The sequence below is a fragment of the Neorhizobium sp. IRS_2294 genome (assembly GCF_050500145.1).
GTDB classification, from domain to species: Bacteria; Pseudomonadota; Alphaproteobacteria; order Rhizobiales; family Rhizobiaceae; genus Neorhizobium; species Neorhizobium soli.
The window spans coordinates 1,208,834-1,229,900 of the sequence record NZ_CP191440.1; the positions used below are offsets into that span (position 1 = coordinate 1,208,834).

Genomic DNA, 21,067 nt, shown 5'->3' on the forward strand with positions numbered 1-21,067 from the left:
CGTCATGGCTTTCCGAGGGTCATCGTCTCTGGGTGAAGGAGCGTTCCAGCCAGCTGAACAGCAGCTCGGCGAGGATCGCGAGAAGGGCAATCGGTAGTGCACCGACCAGCAGGCGAGGCATGTTCATGATGGCGATGCCAGCATTGATGAAATCGCCCAGGCCGCCGCCGCCGATAAACGATGCAAGTGCAGCGCCACCGATTACCTGGATGGCGCTGGTGCGCGCACCGGCAAGGATGGATGGCACAGAAAGGGGCAGCTCGATCTGCCAGAGAATGTCGCGCTTGCCCATGCCCATACCAGTCGCCGCATCGAGAAGGGCCGGATCGATCTCGCGGATGCCGATGATGGTGTTGAGCAGCAGTGGCGGTACGGCGAGCACGACAAGCGCCAGCACAGATGGCCAAAGGCCGATGCCGAGGATTGGCATGGCGGCGGCAAGGATTGCAAGGCTCGGGATGGAGCGTAGTGAGCCAGCGATGTTAATGGCAATGAACGAGGCGCGCGGCGACCGCGCCACGACGAAACCCAACGGTAGCGCGATCAGCAAGGCGATGCCGAGCGAGATTCCGCACATCAGCAGATGACGGTTGAAGGCGCCGAAGAAACTGCTTGAGTTACTGGCGATCCAGGTGATGGCGTCGATCAGCATCATGCCAGCTGTCTCCCGCTGCGGCGACGAAGCGCAGTTTCAATCGAGGCAAACAGGTAGTCGGTGGACAGCGCCAGCACTGAGGTCATCAGGCCACCGGCGATGATCTTTTCCGGAAACCGCTGGTCTATGCCTTCGAAAATGATGACGCCGAGGCCGCCGGCATTGATGTAGGCAGCCACGGTGGCGATGCCGATGACGGTGACCATGGCAATACGGATGCCGCCGACAATGAAGGGCATGGCGAGCGGCAACTCGACTTCCCAGATGCGGCGCGCGGTGCCGTAACCCATGCCGTGGGCGGCATCGAGCACATCACGCGGGATAGACTGAAAACCGAGGCCGATATTGCGGATGAGGATCATCAGCGAATAAAGCGCGAGGCCGGTGATTGCCGGCGCTGCCCCGATACCGAGAACGGGAATGAACAGGGCAAAGAGTGCAAGGCTCGGGATGGCGAACAGCACGCCGGTCACGATGACGATGACGCCGAACGCCCGGGGCCTGCGCGAAGCCCAGATACCGACGATCAGCGAGATCACCAGCGCGATGACAACCGAGGAGAACACCAGATAGAGGTGTTCGAGCAAGGCCTCAAACAGGCGGTCATAGTTTTTTGGAACCCATTTCATGGGCAGGCTCCAGTCCTCGTGTGGTGACGAGGTATTTCAGGTTTCACCATGGCGAAAGAACCTCATCGGTGCGGCGGGCTCGGGCAGGCAGGTTTTCGTAGGATGCGAGATCGGGTTCGGTGAACGCTGAAAGCCCCAGCGAACTGAGAATCGCACGAGATTTGGCGTGCTTATGCGCGCTCCATAGCGCTTGCCGCAGAGCCGAAATGATCTCGGCTGGCTGCCGGCGCGCGGCAACGAGCATCGGGAAAGGAGCAGGCGCCGTCGTAGCGATGACACGCAGATCCGCGATCATCTGTGGCTCGTGCATCTCCATCAACTGGTAGGCATAGGCGTCGATGGCACCGACATCCGCCCGCCCGCTGGCTATAGCCTCGGCCACACCGGTCGGGTTGAGAAGCGGGCCGACGGTTTCGAAAGCGGAGTTGCCCTGTTGCAGACTTGCTGCGAATTCCCGCGGCGCATGGTAGCCCGATTGCGAATCCCGCACGGTCCAGCCCCATCGTGCCGACTGCAGATCGGCCGCCGTCAACGCCGAATTTCGGGCGGTGATAACGCGGCTGGCGTAAAGCGGCTTTCCACGGCCCCAGTCCGCGGTGGAGACGGGAGCGGCGAGAGGCAGCGGCCGTTGCTCCGGCTTCAGCTGCGAGAACGGATAACCGCACATGAAAACGGCCCCCATGTCCGGCCGTGCCCACAGGTCCGACAATGGTGCAGGCGACGCGTGCGCAACTATATCCATCGCAACGCTGCTTTCGTGGCCAAGCCATGCGAACAGTGCGTCCCACAAGCCGCGGATCTTCGGGCTGAGGTTGTACATCCGCGAGTTGGCAATGGTAGGGACGATGGACTCCGTCATGATCAGGCGAACCGCAACCGCTGGCCGAGCCCCATGGCCTTGGCCTTGTCGACCATGGCGGCTCCGAGCGCGATGTCCGTGGTGCTGAGGCCGCGATGCCAGAAAAGGATTGTCTCGTAGTCGCTTTCGCGGCCCGATTTCATGCCGCAGACGATCTGGCCGATCTCGGCATGCAGCGTCTCGGCCGTCACCTTGCCTTCGTCCACATGGCGGCGTAGCGCGCCGTAGGGCTTGCCGGGACCGCACTGGCCCCAGTCATCGACGACGACCTTGTCCATAATGTCGGTATGGTCGAACTCCAGCGCGCTCATCGTGCCGTAAGGTACGACGAAAGCGCCCTTCTTGATCCAAGCGGTCTTGAACAACGGCGTCGGCTCGGGCAGCCGGCTTGCCTCGATCATGATATCGGCGTCTTTGAGGCAATCTTCCCAGTTGTCGGTGACGATTATCTTCTTGTCGAGATCCTGTTCCAGACGAGCGGCAAAGGCATTGCGGCTTTCGGGACGGCGCGAATGGATGCGGATCTCGTCGAAATCGAACAGGTGGTCGAGCAGCCGCACATTCCAGTAGGATGTGCCGCGGGCACCGATATGGCCAAGTACCTTGCTGTCCTTGCGGGCAAGATATTTGGCTCCGAGCGCGGTAACGGCGCCGGTCCGCATGTCGGTGATCGCCGTCGCATCGACGATGGCCTTGGGCATGCCGGTTTCCGGATCGAACAGGTTGAGGAGTGCCATCTCCGACGGCAGGCCGACCTTGTAGTTATCGACGAAATCGCCCACCACTTTCACGCCAGCATAACCCAACGCCTTCACGTAGCCGCGCAGCACATTGAAATGTCCCTTGTCGGAGCTTTCGGGCACCAGGTGGACACGCGGCTCAATGACTGTTTCGCCACGTCCCTGCGCCTCGAGTGCCTTCTCCACGGCCGAAAGGATCTCGTCATTGGTCAGGGCCATGGCCTTGATGTCCGGTCCGTTGAGATAGTCTATCCAGATTTCCTGCATTCCCGTTCTCCAGGGATTTGTCACCGGTTTTGCCGGTCATTTCGATTATGGCGACAGTGCCGTCTGCACGCGAACAACATTGCCGGCTTGGGGCCGCGTTGCCACTTGTCTTAAGGTGGGCGGCAGCTTGCGACCGCCGCCCATAGCTTGCAACTGGTCTTACTTGATCAGGCCCTTGTCCTTCAGGAACTCCTCGGCGACGTCCTTTGCTTCCTCATGGTCGGTTTCGACCTTTGCGTTAAGGACGCGCATGGTGGAGTTGTCGAGATGGGAGCCAAGCGCTTCCAACACTTCGGCGACTTTCGGATTGGCATCGATGGTCTGCTGGCGAACGACCGGAGCGACGTAATAGGGCGGGAAAAGGCCCTTGTCGTCTTCCAACGCCGTCAGGCCTTGAGCGCCGATCTGCCAGTCCGTCGCGGCACCGTTGGCGACATCGATATCCTTCTGGCCGAGCGCGTCATACCGTAAACCGAGCTTGGCGAACTGCTTGAACTCCTTGAACTCGGCTTCGTAGACGCGCTTCAGGCCCGGCAAGCCATCAGCACGGTCAGGGAACTCGGCACCGCCGCCGAAGACCAGCGTCTTAGATACCTTGGCGAGATCCGACAGCGTCTTGAGCTTATTGGCATCGGCCGTTTCCTTGCGGACGACGATAACATAGCCGTTATTGATACCGGTCGGCTTCAGCCAGTTGAGCTTGAATTCCTTTGCATAAAAGGCCTTCACGTCGGCGTAGACCTTGTTGGCATCGGTTGACATCGCGCCCTTGACGACGGCTGACAGTGCCGTGCCGGTATATTCGGGATATATGTCGATTTCTCCGGTAGTCAGCGCCTGATGAGCGATCAGCGTACCACCCAGGTTGATCTTGCGTTCGACCTCGAAGCCAGCGTTTTCGAGTAGCTTTGCGTACATCTCGGCAAGAATATACTGCTCGGTAAAGTTCTTGCTGCCGACCTTGATCGTGTCGGCGGCGGCTGCCGGCTGGAGGCCGGTGGATGCGAATACGGCCGCCGCAATGGCGGAAAGGATCGATCTTTTCATCTTCATTCCCTCTGGTTCAGCTCATGGAAGGTGGTCTTGGCTTTTTGCCTTGCACTCGGGCCGTTGCGGCCTTCTCGTTGTTGAACTGCTTCGCTTTCCCGCACGGTCAGGGACTGCTGCGGATGAGCGCGGCAATCTGTTCGAAATCCGGCCCCTGGGCGCGGTCCTCCTCCAACGGCGCAACGCGTTCGCGGACGGCCTGATAGGCCTGCCGCGTGCGGGTGCCGAGCTCGTCCGCAACGCCACGCAGCTCGACGGCCTGGGCCGAGGCGATCAGCTCGATGGCGACCAGATAGCGCAGCCGTTCGACGATCGACCCCGTCTTGGCAATCACGCTCGGGGCCAGCGACGCCTGATCCTCGACGCCGTCGGCAACCGGAATGGGCGTCAGTGAAATGGGCGCCGCCAGATGGCGGATCTCGGCCTCGAGCGCTGACACGGTCTTCTGGACAGTCGCAAAGCCTGTCCGGCTCTGGCCGAGCGGCGTCAGGAAGCGCGGCAGGTCGGACATGCCGGCCGACATGATCTTCATCGTCCGGTAGGCGGTTCCGGCCGCGCAATGCGCCATCGCCTGGCCGAGCCGCTCCCAGGCGAGCACGAAAGCGGTCATGTCGAAATTGCCGTGCGACAGGATCAGGCCTTCGTCGGGGAGCACGACGGGATTGTCGCCGGAGCTGGCGATCTCGATCTCGGTCACCTGGCGCGCTTCGCCGATCGCGTGGAGGAGGGCGCCCCAGACCTGCGGTGCGCACCGGTAGCTCAAGGGATCCTGCAACCGCCGCGCCGCGCCATCGGCTAGCAGCGAGCTTCCGGCAAGTAGTTCGCGAAGCCGTGCGGCGGTCTCGCGCTGGCCGAAAGCCGGCCGTGCTGCCAGTGCCCGGTCGTCGAAGGCGGTGACGTTGGCGCGGAAGGCCTCGAAGTTGAGCGCGATGCCCGCCAGCGACCACTGGAACAGACGCTCGACATCGTCTAGGCAGAGGCAGGCCCTGCCGACGGACAGGCTGTTGGCGACGACGATGGCATGGCCGTCCTTCGGCGCCAGAGGCAGCGTCGCAAGCCCGGCTTTCGACAAAGCCTCCGCTGCCGCCATCACCGTTCCGCCGAATTCCGCCTCGCCGTCTCCGAGCAGTGCCCGGCCCATATGGGCGAGCGGTGCCAAATCGGCGGCACCGATCGAGCCCAGCGACGGGACAACGGGATGGACGCCGGCATTCAGTGCGGCGACGAGACCCGAAAACACTGGCAGCGATACGCCTGCGCCGCCGGCCGCCATTCCGGCGATCCGGACGGCCATCATTGCCCGGACGGCTTCGCGCGGCAGCGCCGATCCGACGCCGACGGCACGGGCCTGCGGCACGCGCAGCTGGAAGGCAACCAGGTCTTCGGTTGCAAGACGTGTATCGACGCCGGCACCGAGCCCCGTTGTCAGCCCGTAGACCGGCACGTCGGATGCAACGTAGCGGTCGACCACAGTGCGGGCAGCGAGGATTTTTTCCTCCACTTCGGGCGATATCACCAGATGAGCCGTGTGCCGCGCAATGGCGACGATATCGCCGATTGTCGGGGCCGTGCCGGCGAACGTGATGATATCGGTGGGTGCGGTCATTCTTCCCTCCCTTCGAGAAGAGCCAGTGGTTTTTGCGGGGCCTTCTCAGATCGGGCTTCGAGCCGGTATTTGTCGCCCGGATAGGAGAGCAGGGCGCAGGTCACCACTGCATCGCCCGACCAGGTGCGGCGGAAGACCCGCAGGCACGGCTGGTCTGCCTTGATTCCGAGCAGCTTCCGCACCGTGGCGTCAGGCTTGATTGCCTCGACGAAATGTTCGAACTCGGTGATCGGTGCAACTTTGGTCAGGTATTCGTTGGGCGTGGCAAGGGTGAAGTCGTTCGACAGATAATCGGGTGCGACGAAAGGATTGACGTAGCGTTCCTCGATCTGAATCGGCTGATCGTCCTCGAAATGCACGATCAGCGTCTCCATCACCTCGATGCCGGGATCAAGCTCCAGTGATTGCGCGACATCTGCGTCGGCGACGATACGGCGGGCCAAGAGTACCTTGGCGGTGTGACGCCGGCCGCGACTTGAAATCTCTTGGGCGATGCTCTTGATCTGAAGGAGATCGATGTCCTGGCGCTGCGACGAGACAAAGGTTCCAAGACCCGCCGAACGGGTCAGCACACCCTCGAACATCAATTCCCTCAGTGCCCGGTTGGCGGTCATCCGGCTGACCCCGAAGGAGGTTACCAGCTCGCTCTCGGAATAGACGCGATCGCCCGGCTTAAACTTGCCGTCGGCGATCAGCTCCATGATATTTTCCTTGATCCGAAGATATTGCGGCGCATCGCTCGCCGATCTGGGCCTTGGTATCGTCATGCCAACCTCGCAGTTCCGTTGTCGAGCGCGGTCACGCCGCGTGCAGCCACCTTTGCTCGGAAGCCTATGTCTTGACCGTCGCGCCAGATTTCGAAATCGAGCGTCTCGCCCGGATAAACGATGCCGGTGAAGCGGGCGGCAATCGAACTCACATCCGCAAGGCCTGCCGAACCGCATACCCGGCCGATCGCATAAGCCGCATGCCCGAAAGTGCAGAGACCGTGCAGGATTGGCCGCGCAAAGCCGGCGCCCCTGGCATAGTCCGGATCGGAGTGAAGCGGATTGAGATCGCCGTTCAGCCGGTAGAGAAGGGCAGCATCCTCACGCATCTCGATCGAAAAGACGGCGTCGGGATCCCGTTGGGGTGCTGCGGGGAGGGCATCGGGCGGCGTTCCGGCCGATCCGCATCCGCCATCGCTCCGGCAGGCATTGGTCTGGATAATCGTTGCCACTGGCTGCTCGTCCGCCATAGAAAAGATCACCCGCTCGAATGTCGCGAACATGCCCTTGTCCTGTCCCCGATCGACGACCGAGAGCATGCGCGAGCGCGACAGTAGCGGCTGATCGAGCGGAACCGGCCGACGGATGGTCAGCCGGTGCTCCGAATGTACCAGCTTCTGCCAGTCGACACCGGCGTCCTTCATCCACGGACCGGCATGGGCGACGACATTCGCAAATGTCGGGGCGTGCAGGAGGTCAGTTTCCGTCGTCCGCCTCATATGAGCCTTGTCGACCGGCGCGGCGCCGTATCCGACCGAAAGCGCATAGAGGATTGCATCACGCGCGGAGACCGCCTGCCGTGCTTGCGGGATCGGAAACGCCATCAGCGCATCTGCGGAAATGGCCATGGGTCAGGCTCCCGTCTTCGGAGCAGGCTTGCGGGCGCCCCCGGCCAGGCGAATGCCGCCATCTACGGAGAGCAGCTCGCCGGTGATGAAATCGGCGCCTTCTACCAGCCAGACGACGGCGCCTGCGACATCCTTGGGCGTCGCCACCCGGCCGAGCGGCGCGGTGTCGGAAAAGCGGGTGGCAAGCGCGTCGTAGGCGTCGGTCCCGAGCGTCTGGCGCATCCAGCGCGTATCGATGACACCCGGGCAGACCGCATTGACCCGGATATCCGGGCCGGAGGTTCGGGCGAGTGCCATGGTCAGCGCATTCAGCGCACCCTTGGAAGCGGTGTAGGCGAGCGAGGTGCCGCCTCCGGTGAAGGCGACGTTTGAGGAGACGTTGACGATCGCGCCGCCGCCGGCTGCGCGCATGGAGGGAATGGCGGCCCGGCACATCTGGTAGGCGCCGACGACGTTGACGCCGAAGACCTTCTGGAAATCCTCCGCCGACAGCGTCTCGAGGTCGAACGGGTCCGACTTCACGGTGACGGCCGCATTGTTGACGAGCGCATCGACCCGACCCCAGCGCGCGACGGCTTTGTCGACCATCCCCCGGCAGGCGGCATCGTCCGAGACGTCGGCCTGGACGACTTCCACTTCGGCGCCGATTGCCCGGCAGGCAGCGGCAGTCTCCTCCGCTTCCTCGCGGCTGCGGGTGTAGTTGACGACGACGCGGGCGCCCTTTTCGGCAAACATCTGCACGCAGGCGGCCCCGACGCCGGTGGCCGATCCCGTGACGATGACGACAGCACCTTCGATGATCATGGCTGGAAATCCTTCATGGCGGACAGGACGAAGAGACGGGGGTCCATCTGGGTGAGCTGGTCGGCGATCGGGACACCGGCCGGAAGCCTGTCGATGACATCCGTCTTCGGATCGATGCCCGGCGCCACTTCCGTCAGCGTCAGGCGGCCCTTGATTACATGGAAAACGGCGCGCTCGGTGATGACGATCTGGGTCTGGCTTTCCGGCGCTGCAGCAGGATCCGAACTGACCTGCGCCACCCGTTCGACGATCTTGCAGAACCGGCCGTCGGTAACGATCAAAAGCTTGCCGTCAGCGACTTGGATATCGGCGCCCCCATGGGAAAACGATCCCATGTAAATGACCCTTCCGGCAGTCTGTGAGATATTCGTGAACCCGCCGACGCCGATGATGGAGTTGCCGAACCGGCTGACATTGACTGCGCCGCGCACGTCGACTTCGGCCATGCCGAGGAAGGCGATGTCGAGGCCGCAGCCATCGTAGAAATCGAACTGCGAGGCTTGCGGGATGATCGCATGCGGATTGACCGCTGCCCCGAACGAAAGCTCTTCGGCCGGAATTCCACCGATGACGCCGGATTCGATCGTCACGGTATAGCCCTCGAAGTGCTCTTCGCTGGCAATGCGGCAGATTCCCGCTGCTATGCCGATCCCCAGATTGATGGTCGGATGGCCGCGCCCTGCCAGTTCCTGAAACGCGCGGCGCTGGATAACCTTGTCGACGGATAGCGGAAGCGGGGTTATGCTGCTGACCGCCGCGCGGAAACGGCCGGTATAGGCCATGTTGTCGGTCTCGCCGAAGCTGACGCCATGCTGTGCCGGATCGTCACAGACCACGACGTAGTCGACAAGCATTCCGGGGATCCGCACGTCGGCCGCCGGCATCGAGCCGCGTCCGGCGATGCGCTTAACCTGCACGATGACGATCCCGCCCGAGTTTCGGCCGGCCTGAGCCATGGCGAGGACGTCGACCGGAAAGGCTTCGTCTTCCATGGTGATATTGCCGTCCTCGTCCGCCGTTGTGCCGCGCAGCAGCACGCAGTCGAGCGGCATTGACGGATAGAGAAGCCAGTCGCGGCCGCGTAAGGTAATGCGCTCCACAAGTTCGGCCGTAGTGCGGGCGTTCATCCGGCCGCCGCCATGGCGCGGATCCATGAACGAGCCAAGACCGATATGGGTGACAACGCCCGGCTGACCTGCGGCAATCGCCCGATAGAGCTGGGCAATGACGCCTTGCGGCCAGCAATAGGCATCGATCTTTTCCGATAGCGCGAGCTCTCCAAGCCGCGGCGTCCCGCGCCAACCGCCGGCGATCACCCGCGAAACCAGGCCTTCATGACCGAAATGGCCCATGCCGCGCGTCTTGCGGTCACCCGCGCTTGCGGCAAACAGCAGCGTCAGATCCCGGGGTGCGCCCTCTAAAAGATAGCGTTCCTCGACAGCGGCCGAGATCATCTCAGGATGGCAGCAGCCGCCGAAGCCGGACGCGGCAACAGTCATGTTGTCTCGCAAAAGACCTGCTGCTTGAGTTGAGGAAATTACCTTCATATGACTTTCCGAATGCGGCACCTGTATATACAGGCACGGAGTTTGATCATTTGCAAGGCAGATTCTGGCTTCGTCTAATAATTGAGCTTCCGTTCGCAGCATGCCCATCTTCGCCGTATGAAATTCCGCGGCTGAACATGCGATGGCAATCCTAGACGCTGTTTTTCGCGAGTGGGTTCGTCCGGCCAGTGGAGGCCGATCAGTGCCGTCAACCGCCGCCACCGGTCTTTTACAAAAGCGATGCTTGTTAAAAGCACGCTTTGGGCACTGCCTCACCTCCGAGGTCTTGCTAGCCTTTCAGCTGGCGGCACAAGTCGATCAGCGCCATGGCCGCCTTGCTGCTGTGCCGCTCCTTGTGCTTGAGAAGACGGAACTCTCTGACCGGTCGGCAGAACTCAACTTCAAGCAGTTTTCCCGCTTCGATGTGTTGTTGCGCCGCAAGCCGTGAGACCGCCGCTGCACACGAACCTTCCTGCAAGGCTGAAAGCACGGACTCATTGGAGGGCAGAACCAGGGCAATATCAAGATCGCGGGGCAAGATGCCGATCTCGGCGAGCGCATCTTCAAATACGGAGCGGGTCCCTGACCCGACCTCACGCATCAACCAGCTCGCTCCAATGAAATCACTAGCCGAAAGCGTGCCCAGGCTGGCCCAGGGATGAGACGACCCAACCACGACGACGAGCTCGTCTTCTGCGACGACGGCTGCGGCAAGCGCGGGCTCATCAAGCTCCCCCTCGACGAAGCCTATATCGGCCTCGCCATTGATGACGGCATCCGCGACCGTCCGGGTATTGCCAATTGTTAGCCTAAGATCAATCCCAGGATGTGCGGCGTGAAATTGCATGAGGCGAGGGGGAAGCCAGTAGCTGGCGATTGTCTGGCTTGCAAAGACGCTCAGCGTTCCTTTTTGCAGCCCCCCGAGCTCACCAAGGACGAGCTCCGTCGAGCGCGCCCGAGCCAGAAGCGTCCTTGCCTCTCCTAGAAAGATCCGGCCTGCTTCCGTCAGCTCGATGCGCCGGCCGACACGATTGAAAAGTTCGACACCGTAGTGATGTTCGAGGTTCTTGATCGTCGAACTGACCGCCGACGGTGTGAGGTTAATTGCAGCCGCCGCCTTTGTAAGGTGTTCGCGCTCAGCAACCGCCACAAAGATTGCCAGTTGTTCAAATGTCATGGGAAATCATTCTATTTCTTCGAACGAAACGTAGAAGAATATTCGATGGAAGTCGACGTCATTAGTTGAATAATCTGCGGGTTAATGTTGCTGAATGCGGGTGTGTAGATGAGATTGGTCGACAGCGCCCGAATTGTTCCCGGCCTTATGGTTTGTCTCGCAGTTGCAGGTGTCGCCTATCTGTTGGAGCGTCTTGAGCATGTCCTGTTCGGCGCTAATTTGCTCGAAGCGCTGGTATTCGCGATTGTCATCGGCATAGCGACACGAACAGCCATACCTGGCAAAAAATCTTGGCAGCCCGGCATCGATTTTGGGGCAAAGACATTACTAGAGATCGGCATTGTTCTCCTTGGAGCATCGATCAGCTTCGGAACCGTTCAAGGTGCCGGATTACTGGTTATCGTCTGCGTCATCGTCGTCGTCGTGCTCTCGATCTGTGTCAGTTTTGCCGTGGCGCGGCTGCTGAGACTGCCTCCACGGCTCGCTGTGCTAATCGCCTGCGGAAATTCGATTTGCGGCAATTCGGCCATCATTGCCGTTGCCCCGATCATCCATGCGGACTCCGATGAGATCGCCGCAGCTCTTGCCTTCACTGCGGTCCTCGGTGTATTTGCGGTTCTGGCGCTCCCGGTTCTTTATACCTATACGGGCTTGAGCGTCGCGCAGTACGGTGCCCTTGCTGGGCTTACCGTATATGCTGTACCGCAGGTGCTTGCCGCCGCCGCACCCGCCGGCCTGGTTGCTGTGCAAGCCGGGACGGTCATCAAGCTACTGCGTGTTCTCATGCTGGGACCGGTTATATTCACACTGGGGATCCTGCAGAAGAAGATGGTCGGAAAAGAAGCCGGGGACCGGCGCAGTCACCTAGTTCCCTGGTTCATTCTCGGCTTCATTGCCATGGTCATCGCCCGGTCATCCGGATTGATCCCTGTCGACGTCATCCCTGTCATCCTGTCAGTGTCCAGCGCCCTTACGGTTATCGCTATGGCAGGGCTTGGCCTTTGCGTGAACGTGCGAACTGTTGCAAGCGCCGGCGGTCGCGTCATCCTGGCCTCTTTGGCTTCGTTGGTGTTGCTGGCGGGCATGAGCTACCTCTTGGTGACAGTAGTCGTGGCATGATAACCGGCGGACGCGATCCCGTCCCAACATCTGCGCCTCGTACATCGTCCCATTCATGGTTCTCGAGATAGAGATCATCGGATATCGGAGTCATCCGTCGGGCGCAGGCACTTACTCACATAATCTACACGCTGACTGACAGCCAAATCCAGACAAGTTGGTCTTCTTAATTATTTGGGGTTCCGATGGTCCGCAACTTAGCGCAAGCTAACGTCAGCGAGCGTTCCCAGATGCCTGGGAAGCCAAGCCGTGTCCTTGCCGGGGACTACGTTACGAAACCTTGCAACAGCGTGCAGACCGAGACTTTGCCGTAGGGGGTGTGCGGAAATCACTAAGCTCGAACGCTCATTCCTCAATGATACCATTGACAATCACGTTGGCTGCGGACGCCACGAGCTCGGTGTCCATGGCGACCGCAGTCCCTGTCTTCAGGCCCCTTCTACGAATATGCGTTCCACAGTTTCGTAGAAGGCGTTGGGTCCGCCAGCGGCACTGATGAGTGAAAGTTGATATGCAGCATTGGCTTTATGAACCGTGGCGGTGCTCGTCGGTATTGAGATCGCCAAACATAGCTGAGACGGCGTCCGAGAGCATCTTATGTGGGGCGCTGGCCGCATTGTGGTTGGAATAAACGGCGGGTCGTAAGTTCGACTTGGTTCAAGGTGTGGGACGGCGATATTGGCCGGAATCGGCTGACATGCAGAACTGGGCGTTAGTCGCGCGACATGGACAGTCCGGCGAGGAGCTGAGCGTGCCCGGCAAGCCGGTGGGATATGAACTCCGTGAAGAGCCGCACGCGCTTCGTCTTGCGTGTCTCCCCCTGTGTGAGAAGCCAGAGCGTTCCGTACATGTTTAGCTCAGTGCCCGGCACCCTTACCAGCAGTGGGTCGGCATCTCCAACGAAACACGGCAATGTCGTGATCCCGAGCCCTTGCCGTACCGCCGCGATCTCCGCCGCGGCGTCCGTGACCCTGAAGGGTGCCCCTGTGGTAACAACCTCACCCGCACTGGCCCAATCTGGAATTCCATGCGTGCTTATGACGATCCATCGGATGGGATCAGGCGCGCCCGCATGCCATGCGGCCAGACGATCGCGGGATATATAGACGCCGCCGAAGAGCTCTGGTCCCTTCAAGCCATGAAGATTGAGCGGCAGGGTTTGGCGATCGTAAACGACGCGGATCGCGACGTCGGCTTCTCGGTTGGTCAGGTTTGCCAGCTCGCCGGACGATAGGATTTCCATCTCGATATCAGGATGCAGACGCACGAAATCGGCGAAGTCTTGCATGAGCAGATGTGTCGCAAGGATCGGCGTCAATGTTACGCGCAGAAGCCCGCGCACGCTCTGGTCGCGCCCGAAGACGCGCGTCTCCAGCTGGTGCGACGACGCCTGCATTTGTTCCGCGAACTCGAGGACCTCTTCGCCTGCAGCCGTCAGGCGGTAGCCTGCGGGCAGCTTTTCGAACATCTGCGTGCCAAGGCGTTCCTCGAGCTGGGCGATGCGGCGCAGTACGGTCGCGTGATTCACCCCGAGGCGCTTGGCGGCAGCCCGCACTGAGCCACCACGCGCGGCGGCAAGGAAGTAACGAATGTCGTCCCAGTCGATCATGGTGCATTCCCGCGCCGCCAGTTGTGCGTTCCGAACGCCATCATAACACAATGAGACGTAATGCACGCGAGGGGCGCCGCATTCATTCTCCCACCCGGATCGTTTTTGCACCACCGATATGCGCTCTTACGCACTGAGCATCCTACCTCGGCGGGCCTATCTTGATGTTCACCAACAAAAGGATGCATGACATGACCAGATTGAATGGAAAGACCGCCGTTATCACCGGCGGCGCTACGGGCATCGGCCTCGCTGCTGCAAAGCGCTTCATCAAGGAAGGCGCCTTCGTCTTCATTTATGGCCGTCGGCAGGAAGCGCTCGACGCGGCTGTCGCCGACCTCGGGCCCAATGCCCGCGCGGTAAAGGGCTCGGTCTCCGATGAGGCCGACCTCGACCGGCTGTTCGCGGCGGTCAAGGCCGAGCGCGGGACGCTCGACATCGTCTTCGCCAATGCCGGCTCGGGAGGCCCGCTTGCACTAGGGCAGATCACCGCCAAGCATATCGACGACACCTTCGACACCAATGTGAAGGGTACGATCTTCACGGTCCAGAAGGCGCTGCCACTGATGGGCAAGGGCGGCTCGATCGTCCTGACCGGGTCAAGCGCTGGCACCACGGGTGCTCCCGGATTCACCGCCTACAGCGCAAGCAAGGCGGCCGTGCGTAACCTGGCCCGGACCTGGTCCGAGGACCTGAAGGGCACCGGGATCCGCGTCAACGTGCTGTCACCGGGAGCGACAGCGACCGAACTTGCGAAGGAAGCACTCGGCGAGGAAGGCCAGAAGGCCTATGGCGCCATGACGCCGCTTCAGCGCATGGCCGATCCCTCGGAGATCGCGGCCGTTGCCGCCTTTCTCGCCTCGGACGACAGCAGCTTCATGACCGCCAGCGAAGTCGCCGTCGACGGCGGGCTTGCACAACTCTGACCGGCGCGATCCTGCGCCCGGGCAACACAACGAAGGATAAAACATCATGAAAAAACTCGAAGGCAAAGTCGCAGTCATCACGGGCGGAAGCAGCGGGATCGGGTTGGCCACCGCCAAGCGCTTCGTGGAAGAGGGTGCGCATGTCGTGATCACCGGGCGACGGGAGAAAGAGTTGAATGAGGCTGCGCGCTTCATCGAGAAAAACGTTACGACGGTTGTGGGTGACGTGTCGCGCCTGGAAGATCTGGACCGGCTTTACGCCGTCGTGAAAGAGAAACATGGTCACATCGACATTCTCTTTGCAAACGCGGGCGCGGGGACAATCGCACCGCTCACGGCAGCAACCGAGGCCCATTTTTACCAGACCTTTGATGTGAACGTGAAGGGGCTGTTCTTCTCGGTGCAGAAGGCCCTTCCCCTCTTTAATGACGGCGGTTCGATAATCCTGACCTCTTCGGTCTCCAACGTGTTGGGGCTGCCAGGATTCAGCACCTACGCTGCCAGTAAGGCGGCGGTGCGCAACTTCGCCCGCGCTTGGACACTGGAGCTGAAAGACCGCAAAATCCGCGTGAATTCAATGAGCCCCGGACCTATCGACACCCCCGCCCTGGCGACAACGACGGGCCTTACCCCTGAGCAAGCCGAGCAAGCAGCCTCCCAGTTTGCTTCGCAGATCCCGATGGGTCGCAGCGGCAAGCCAGAGGAAGTCGCGGCTGCCGTCACGTTCCTCGCGTCCGACGAGAGTTCTTTCATCACCGGCGTCGATCTCGCCGTCGATGGAGGCATGGCGCAAGTCTGACCCCGGCATCACACGATAGGAGAACCATCATGAGCTACGCAATTATCGGCTTTGGCGCTATCGGCAAGGCCCTGGCCAAGGCCTTTGCCCGCAAGGGCATCGACGTATCCGTCGCGACCACGCGCGACCCTGAAACATTCGCAGCCGCAGCCGCCGCGATCGGACCGACGATCATTCCCCAAAAGCTGGCGGATGCGCTCAAGGCGGACATCGTCTTCCTGGCTGTTCGTTTCGAGCAGCACCGGGAGGTCGCCAAGGCACTGCCCAGTTGGCAGGGCAAGACAATCGTCGATGTGACCAATGCCTACGGCGTGTCTTCCGAGGAGCTGGGAGGACAGCCTTCGGCCCAGGTCGTCGCACAGGCATTCTCTTGTGCAAGGCTCGTTAAAGGCTTCAACCATCTGGTCGCTGCCGTCATGGACCAGGACCCGGCCGTGCAGGGCGGCAGGAGGGTCTTGTTCCTGGCGAGCGACGATGACGCAGCCGCATCGGAGATCGGTACGCTCGCGGAAAATCTCGGCTTCTGGCCGATCAAACTTGGCGGGCTGTCGGAAGGTGGACTGCTCGTCCAAGCGCACGGGAACAGCTGGGGTCATCTGATCTTCAAGGACCTGGTCAAGTTCGATGGATGAACACGACGTGCCAACCGGCACGGCGACAATGTACGGATCGGATGGAAATCGAACCGATCCGTGCGAAATGGAGACATTCCCATGAGCATTGAGAAGAACATCCAGACCGTGAAGGACTTCTTTGCCGCGATCGGCCGAGGCGACAGGCAGGCTCTGGTGGCGCTGGTCACCGAGGATATCGAGTGGATCATTCCGGGCGAGGACTGGCCGCTGGCCGGCACGCGCAACGGTCACGCCGGGCTGGCGGATTTGCTGGAGACGGCAGCCAGGTCGATAGAAACCTCCACGGAACCCCGGGAGTTCGTGGCGCAGGGAGACCGGGTTTTCGTCCTCGGCTTCGCGAGCGGAAGGATTAAAGCCACGAACAAGACGTTTGAGGACCATTGGGTATTCGCCATCACGGTCCGCGACGGTAAGCTGACGAGCATTCGAGAGTATATCGACACCCAGGCACTGGCGCGAGCCTCGCGGATCGACGCATCCGGGCCTGCGTAGCGCTGGCCATTCGCGGCCATTGGCTCTCTGAGGAGACGGTCGATCAGCCGAAAATCCTTCATTGCAAGCCGCGTGTCCGATGCCCTCAACTGTAAAGGAGATTTCCCATGTACGATCAATCCAAGCTATCCGAGTTGACGCGGTTCGCACGTGTCGATGCGGGCTCCACCGTCATCGACGTTTACCCAGGCGAAGGCGATTGGACTCGTCTCTTCTCCGACGTCGTGGGACGCGAAGGGCGGGTTTACAGCTTCGTGCCTTCCGAAGTCGCCCACTTCAAAAACGATCCGGTCGGCCGCATGCAGGCGCTTGCGGAGGAACCGGGCCGAGAGAACGTCGAAGTCATCTCGTCGGACCTTGTGAATATGCCGGAGGTCACGCAGCCAGCGGATGTCGTGTGGCTGCACCTGTTCTATCACGACCTCCACACCGCGCTGATCCAGGCCGGGGGCGCGACGGCGGCCAAATTCAATCGAGCCGTCTACGAACAGCTGAAGTCCGGCGGGTCCTACGTCATCGTCGATCACGCCGCCGCCGTCGGCTCAGGCACGACGGACACCCAGTCGCTGCATCGGATTGAACCTGCTTCCCTTCGCGAAGAGGTCGAGGCAGCCGGCTTCATCCTTGACGCGGATAGTACCATGCTCGCGAACAGCGACGATCAGCACTCGATCAAGGTGTTCGATCCGTCGATCAAGGGCATGACCGATCGCTTCGCCTATCGGTTTGTGAAGCCATGACAAGGGCCGGCGCCAATCTCAAGTCTGCCGTCGGTTCAGATCCGTTCAAGGCGATAGCCGCGGTGATCGTCAAAGCGGCTAGATCCATCGCTTGGGCATGGGCCAATGGCTTCGGTGGCCGATCAATTCGGGCGTGAGTTCGGCCCTGCCGATATCGGCGCAGCCTCGGCAATGTGCCCGGCGGAGCCGTGCTGAGCGCTGGCGGCTATCGCTGGCTGCTCCTTCTATCTACACTCCAGCCGCGCTCATTGCAGGCAGGCGCAGCCACGCCTGTGTGACGGCGCGGAAAGAGGCGATTTGATTGCCGGTCAGCACGCTTCGGCACCACGCACGCTGCCATGCGGCGACCAGAAGCATGGAGGCGGTCACGGTCTCGCCCAACCTTGCGGTCGTTGGTGAACAAGAGGGAAGGGTGGCTACCCTTGTGCCAACGCAGCGAGCCTGTCGCGCAGCCAGCTTTGTGCTTGATGGCTGGTTGTGCGTTCGTGCCAGATACTGGCGATGGCAAATCCGGGTATGTGGAGCGGCGGTTCCAGCACCTGCAACCGGTCTGACCAACCGTCTGCGATTCGGCGTGGGATTAGCGCGATCATATCGGATCGTGACACGATCTCCGGCACGATCAGGAAGCCCGATGTGGACAAGGCGACGGTACGACGGCGGCCGATCGCCTCAAGAGCCGCATCGGTAGGCCCGGCAAAGCCGCCGCCCTGAGGTGAAACGACGACGTGGTCCAACGCGCAGAACAAGTCGAGATCAAGGACACCGCGTACGGCTGGATGCCCCTGTCGCGCGACGACCACATACTCCTCCTCGTAGAGTTGGCGCTGGCGCATCGCAGCCGGCGCCTGTTCGGGCGTTCCCAAGGCCAGGTCCACCTCGCCACGCTCCAACTGTGTCGTGAGTGCCATCATGTCTAACCCCCGCCAGGCGATGCGGATCATCGGCGCCTCGGCACGCAAGGCGACCGAGTAGCGTGCCAGCAGCGCATACTGCACGTAGTCGCTCGCCGCGATCACCACGGTCGCACGCAGGGTCTCCGGATTGATCGTCGCTCCTTGCTCGACGACGCGGCGAACACCCTCCAGTGCCTCGTGCAGTGGCTGCATCAGCTCGAGTGCCCGCTGAGTGAGGATCATTCCGCGCTGACCCGGGAGCAGGAGCGGATCGCCAAGTGCATCACGAAGTCTTGCCAGCCGTGCCGACAAGGCCGGCTGACTGAGGTTTAGCCGGCGCGCGGCGTGTGTAACGTTGCGCGCCGCAAGCAGTGCCTCAAGCGTCACGAGAAGTCCGAGATCGAGGTTTCTGGTATCCATCGTATGGATAACGGCACATAAAACGTTTGATTTCAACACCCGAAGTTGCCGCACTACATTAATTGAAAGCGGGCTAAGTCCTGCGGCGCTTCAATCGACGGCACGAAGACCAGTTCGCTTACGAAAGCTATTCAGGCTCATCCGCAGCAGGGTCTCGACGGCCGTTTCGGCAAGATTGTCGTCGGATGCTGACACCCCCAACTATCAGAAAAGATCATCATGAAAGTTCTTATTGGTTACGCGCACCCTGAGCCCACTTCGCTGACACGGCAGTTGGTCGACGTGACCGCCGAGACGTTGTCGGCAGGGGGACACACCGTGGTCCATTCGGACCTTTACGGCATGAAGTGGACGGCGGTCTACGATGCCGATGACTTTCCAGTCCGTGACAATCCCGAACGGCTGTCGTTCATCATGGAATCGGGCCATGCTTACGCAAGCGGGCATCAGACGCACGACGTGATCGCTGAGCAGCAGAAGCTGCTCGCGGCCGATGCTGTGATCCTGCAATTCCCGCTATGGTGGTTCGGCGTGCCCGCCATTTTAAAGGGCTGGCTAGAGCGGGTCTATGCTTTCGGCTTTGCCTACGGCTATCAGAATGGCTCCAACCAGTTCCGCTTTGGGGAGGGCATACTCAAGGGCAAGCGAGCACTGGTCAACGTGCAGGCAGGCGGCCCAGCGGCCGATTATGGCCCGCGGGGTATCAACGGGCCGCTTGATCAACTGCTGTTCCCGCTAACCCATGGCGCGCTGTTCTACCCCGGCATGGACGTGCTCCCGACGCACGCGGTCTATGGCGCGGGTCATGTTTCTACGGCGGAGGAAGTGGAGGCGATCAAGGCAGCATGGCGTGTGCGTCTCGCCGGGCTATTCACCGACAAGCCGATCGCCTTCCGATCGCAAAACGGCGGCGACTTCCCCGATCGCCACAGCATGGCCCAACACGTTGCTCCGGGCCAAACTGGCCTCGCCGCGCACTTTGCCGATCCGGGAGACGCATAAGGAGATGGAATGAATCTATCATTTATCGGGCTCGGGCGGATGGGTTCGGGCAGGGCTGCCGACCAATCTCGATTGCGCTCGACTTAAAGTCGCCAACGATGGGAGCCTGACTCTTGTGGGGCGTAGTTTGCTCATAGGCGTGTCCGACCACACCCACGAACAGTTTCTCGGTCAAGAGCTTTGCCATGCTCATATCGACGTGTGCGTCCATCCCGCTGGTGTAGTCCGTCGATGGGTTCTCGAGATTTTTGGTAAGGCCAGCAGTCACAGAAAACTCCCATCCCGTCTGAGGATCGAGATAGCTGCACGCCCCGCCCAGATCGATCGCCGCATGGCCCATGCCGATATTGGCTAGCCTGTTGGCATCGTAGAAGCCTGTCGGAATGCTCCCAGCTACGTCGGACATCCAGTTGTTGGTGCCGGAGTTTCAGAAGATCTGCGCTGTGGGGTATAGATCGCTCAAACCAGCGCGCTCATCGGAAATTCCTACACGAATTGATCTGATACTTGCATCGGCCGATGTCTTCGTATGAGCGGACAAGTAGGTGACCGAGAAGTTCGGCTTGCCACCGAGCAATGTCGTATCAGGTGCGCAACTAGCAACGATGAACTGTTCGATAAGACTTCCGTTCAGTCGAAGATTGACGGAGCGGTCATCGCGAATGCTCTGGCTGGCGCCTGGAAAGACTTGCTTTGTAACAAAATCGCGTCTGGCCGCGTAGGCATTGAGATACTGACGATGATCAGTTGAACACAACATTGTTTCTTATGGAGAATGAGCCATGAATTTCCTGAGGCGACATATAGTGAAGATGATCGCCCACGGTGGCGCGGCCGCCGCGATCGTCAGTCCAATCTTGGTCAAGGCGGAGGACGGTGAAAAGCCATCCGTAGTTGCTGAAGGTGGTGCTGCTGGTTCGGACGTGATGAAGCCTCTTCACCTTCTCCATGGTTCCGGTCTCCACCATGTCAATGTGCGGGTTCGCGACATGGGCAAGGCAATCGATTTCTATGAGAAGTCGTTTGGCTTTGACCTCCTGTTTCGATGGGATGGTGTTGAAGCAACGCAAGATAGAACCGTATACTTCCGCAACCCACTTCAGGGTGCACATCTCGATATGGGAGATGGGGCAGTCCTCGAGCTGATCCCTGCCCCTGAAGATGCAATTCCACCCGACGATCGTTCGTCTAGCTTCAATCACATCGGTCTGCGTGTATCCAGTCTCGATGAAACCTACGCCAAGGCGCTGGCCGCAGGAGCCAAACCGTTCCCAATAGAAGACGGATCAGGCGGTGTGTGGGATGGGCCGACAAATATAAAGCTGCAAGCCAGGCCACCCTTCCAGCGACCATTTGTCGTGCGTGCTGCACATGTGCTGGGTCCTAATGATGAAATCATAGAACTGTTCGAGGCGTGACGAGTAAAAATCTTCTTTAAAAAGCCGGGGAGAGTGTGTCACGGGGATACCTCTATGCGCAAGGC

At 60.8% G+C, this 21,067-nt stretch carries 21 protein-coding genes and 1 pseudogene; 8 read left to right on the forward strand and 14 right to left on the reverse strand.

Features of this window, described 5'->3' with window-relative positions; genetic code table 11:
* Window positions 1–19 precede the first annotated feature (19 nt).
* From ACQY1K_RS22675 to ACQY1K_RS22725, 11 genes are all read right to left on the reverse strand, one after another.
* Complete coding sequence (locus ACQY1K_RS22675) at window positions 20–655, reverse strand: ABC transporter permease (RefSeq protein WP_430259665.1); 636 nt, start codon at window positions 653–655, stop codon at window positions 20–22.
* Window positions 652–1,284, reverse strand: a complete 633-nt coding sequence (locus ACQY1K_RS22680) for an ABC transporter permease (RefSeq protein ID WP_430245250.1) — start codon at window positions 1,282–1,284, stop codon at window positions 652–654. Before ACQY1K_RS22680 ends, ACQY1K_RS22675 begins: the two co-directional genes overlap by 4 nt.
* A 43-nt stretch (window positions 1,285–1,327) precedes the next feature.
* A complete protein-coding gene (locus ACQY1K_RS22685) occupies window positions 1,328–2,143 on the reverse strand; it encodes a phosphate/phosphite/phosphonate ABC transporter substrate-binding protein (protein ID WP_430259667.1) in 816 nt (271 codons plus the stop codon).
* Window positions 2,144–2,145: 2 nt separating this feature from the next.
* On the reverse strand, window positions 2,146–3,150 hold the full coding sequence (locus ACQY1K_RS22690; protein ID WP_430259669.1) for an ornithine cyclodeaminase family protein: 1,005 nt from the start codon (window positions 3,148–3,150) through the stop codon (window positions 2,146–2,148).
* Between the two features lie 159 nt (window positions 3,151–3,309).
* Window positions 3,310–4,203: a glycine betaine ABC transporter substrate-binding protein gene (locus ACQY1K_RS22695; protein ID WP_430259671.1), complete on the reverse strand. Its 894-nt coding sequence runs from the start codon at window positions 4,201–4,203 to the stop codon at window positions 3,310–3,312.
* A gap of 100 nt (window positions 4,204–4,303) precedes the next feature.
* Entirely contained in the window at window positions 4,304–5,803 is a 1,500-nt protein-coding gene (locus tag ACQY1K_RS22700; RefSeq protein WP_430245260.1) for an HAL/PAL/TAL family ammonia-lyase, read from the reverse strand.
* Window positions 5,800–6,570, reverse strand: coding sequence for a histidine utilization repressor (gene hutC, locus ACQY1K_RS22705; RefSeq protein ID WP_430259673.1), 771 nt, complete (start codon window positions 6,568–6,570; stop codon window positions 5,800–5,802). The genes ACQY1K_RS22700 and hutC overlap by 4 nt, the downstream gene beginning before the upstream one ends.
* On the reverse strand, window positions 6,567–7,418 hold the full coding sequence (locus ACQY1K_RS22710) for a MaoC/PaaZ C-terminal domain-containing protein (RefSeq protein WP_430245264.1): 852 nt from the start codon (window positions 7,416–7,418) through the stop codon (window positions 6,567–6,569). Before ACQY1K_RS22710 ends, hutC begins: the two co-directional genes overlap by 4 nt.
* 3 nt (window positions 7,419–7,421) lie before the next feature.
* Complete coding sequence (locus ACQY1K_RS22715; protein ID WP_430259675.1) at window positions 7,422–8,222, reverse strand: SDR family NAD(P)-dependent oxidoreductase; 801 nt, start codon at window positions 8,220–8,222, stop codon at window positions 7,422–7,424.
* On the reverse strand, window positions 8,219–9,769 hold the full coding sequence (locus ACQY1K_RS22720) for an acyl CoA:acetate/3-ketoacid CoA transferase (protein WP_430259677.1): 1,551 nt from the start codon (window positions 9,767–9,769) through the stop codon (window positions 8,219–8,221). The genes ACQY1K_RS22715 and ACQY1K_RS22720 overlap by 4 nt, the downstream gene beginning before the upstream one ends.
* 289 nt (window positions 9,770–10,058) lie before the next feature.
* A complete protein-coding gene (locus ACQY1K_RS22725; protein WP_430259679.1) occupies window positions 10,059–10,946 on the reverse strand; it encodes a LysR substrate-binding domain-containing protein in 888 nt (295 codons plus the stop codon).
* Between the two features lie 108 nt (window positions 10,947–11,054).
* Here ACQY1K_RS22725 and ACQY1K_RS22730 point away from each other — a divergent pair, with 108 nt between their 5' ends.
* Window positions 11,055–12,065 carry a YeiH family protein gene (locus ACQY1K_RS22730; RefSeq protein WP_430245271.1) on the forward strand — a complete coding sequence of 337 codons (1,011 nt, stop codon included), beginning with the start codon at window positions 11,055–11,057 and terminating at the stop codon, window positions 12,063–12,065.
* Between the two features lie 712 nt (window positions 12,066–12,777).
* On the opposite strand, the gene ACQY1K_RS22735 is transcribed toward ACQY1K_RS22730, so the two are convergent.
* Window positions 12,778–13,674, reverse strand: coding sequence for a LysR family transcriptional regulator (locus tag ACQY1K_RS22735; protein WP_430245290.1), 897 nt, complete (start codon window positions 13,672–13,674; stop codon window positions 12,778–12,780).
* Window positions 13,675–13,865: 191 nt separating this feature from the next.
* On the opposite strand from ACQY1K_RS22735, the gene ACQY1K_RS22740 reads away from it, so the two are divergent.
* The 5 genes from ACQY1K_RS22740 (at window position 13,866) to ACQY1K_RS22760 (ending at window position 17,266) form a co-directional block, all read left to right on the forward strand.
* Window positions 13,866–14,600 (forward strand): SDR family NAD(P)-dependent oxidoreductase, encoded by a 735-nt coding sequence (locus ACQY1K_RS22740; RefSeq protein WP_430259681.1) that lies wholly within the window; start codon window positions 13,866–13,868, stop codon window positions 14,598–14,600.
* 46 nt (window positions 14,601–14,646) lie between these two features.
* On the forward strand, window positions 14,647–15,399 hold the full coding sequence (locus ACQY1K_RS22745; protein ID WP_430259683.1) for an SDR family NAD(P)-dependent oxidoreductase: 753 nt from the start codon (window positions 14,647–14,649) through the stop codon (window positions 15,397–15,399).
* 29 nt (window positions 15,400–15,428) lie between these two features.
* A complete protein-coding gene (locus tag ACQY1K_RS22750; protein ID WP_430259685.1) occupies window positions 15,429–16,031 on the forward strand; it encodes an NADPH-dependent F420 reductase in 603 nt (200 codons plus the stop codon).
* An 81-nt stretch (window positions 16,032–16,112) separates the two neighbouring features.
* Window positions 16,113–16,526: a nuclear transport factor 2 family protein gene (locus tag ACQY1K_RS22755; protein WP_430259687.1), complete on the forward strand. Its 414-nt coding sequence runs from the start codon at window positions 16,113–16,115 to the stop codon at window positions 16,524–16,526.
* A gap of 107 nt (window positions 16,527–16,633) precedes the next feature.
* Window positions 16,634–17,266, forward strand: a complete 633-nt coding sequence (locus tag ACQY1K_RS22760) for a class I SAM-dependent methyltransferase (RefSeq protein ID WP_430259689.1) — start codon at window positions 16,634–16,636, stop codon at window positions 17,264–17,266.
* Between the two features lie 416 nt (window positions 17,267–17,682).
* Here ACQY1K_RS22760 and ACQY1K_RS22765 read toward each other — a convergent pair whose 3' ends face one another.
* Entirely contained in the window at window positions 17,683–18,582 is a 900-nt protein-coding gene (locus ACQY1K_RS22765) for a LysR family transcriptional regulator (protein WP_430259691.1), read from the reverse strand.
* 219 nt (window positions 18,583–18,801) lie between these two features.
* Here ACQY1K_RS22765 and ACQY1K_RS22770 point away from each other — a divergent pair, with 219 nt between their 5' ends.
* Complete coding sequence (locus ACQY1K_RS22770; RefSeq protein WP_430259693.1) at window positions 18,802–19,584, forward strand: NAD(P)H-dependent oxidoreductase; 783 nt, start codon at window positions 18,802–18,804, stop codon at window positions 19,582–19,584.
* 22 nt (window positions 19,585–19,606) lie between these two features.
* On the opposite strand, the pseudogene ACQY1K_RS22775 reads toward ACQY1K_RS22770, so the two are convergent.
* A pseudogene (locus ACQY1K_RS22775) lies at window positions 19,607–19,993 on the reverse strand (transporter); the annotation flags it as partial.
* A gap of 403 nt (window positions 19,994–20,396) precedes the next feature.
* Between ACQY1K_RS22775 and ACQY1K_RS22780 the strand changes: the two are divergent.
* Window positions 20,397–21,002 carry a VOC family protein gene (locus ACQY1K_RS22780; RefSeq protein WP_430260639.1) on the forward strand — a complete coding sequence of 202 codons (606 nt, stop codon included), beginning with the start codon at window positions 20,397–20,399 and terminating at the stop codon, window positions 21,000–21,002.
* Window positions 21,003–21,067 lie beyond the last annotated feature (65 nt).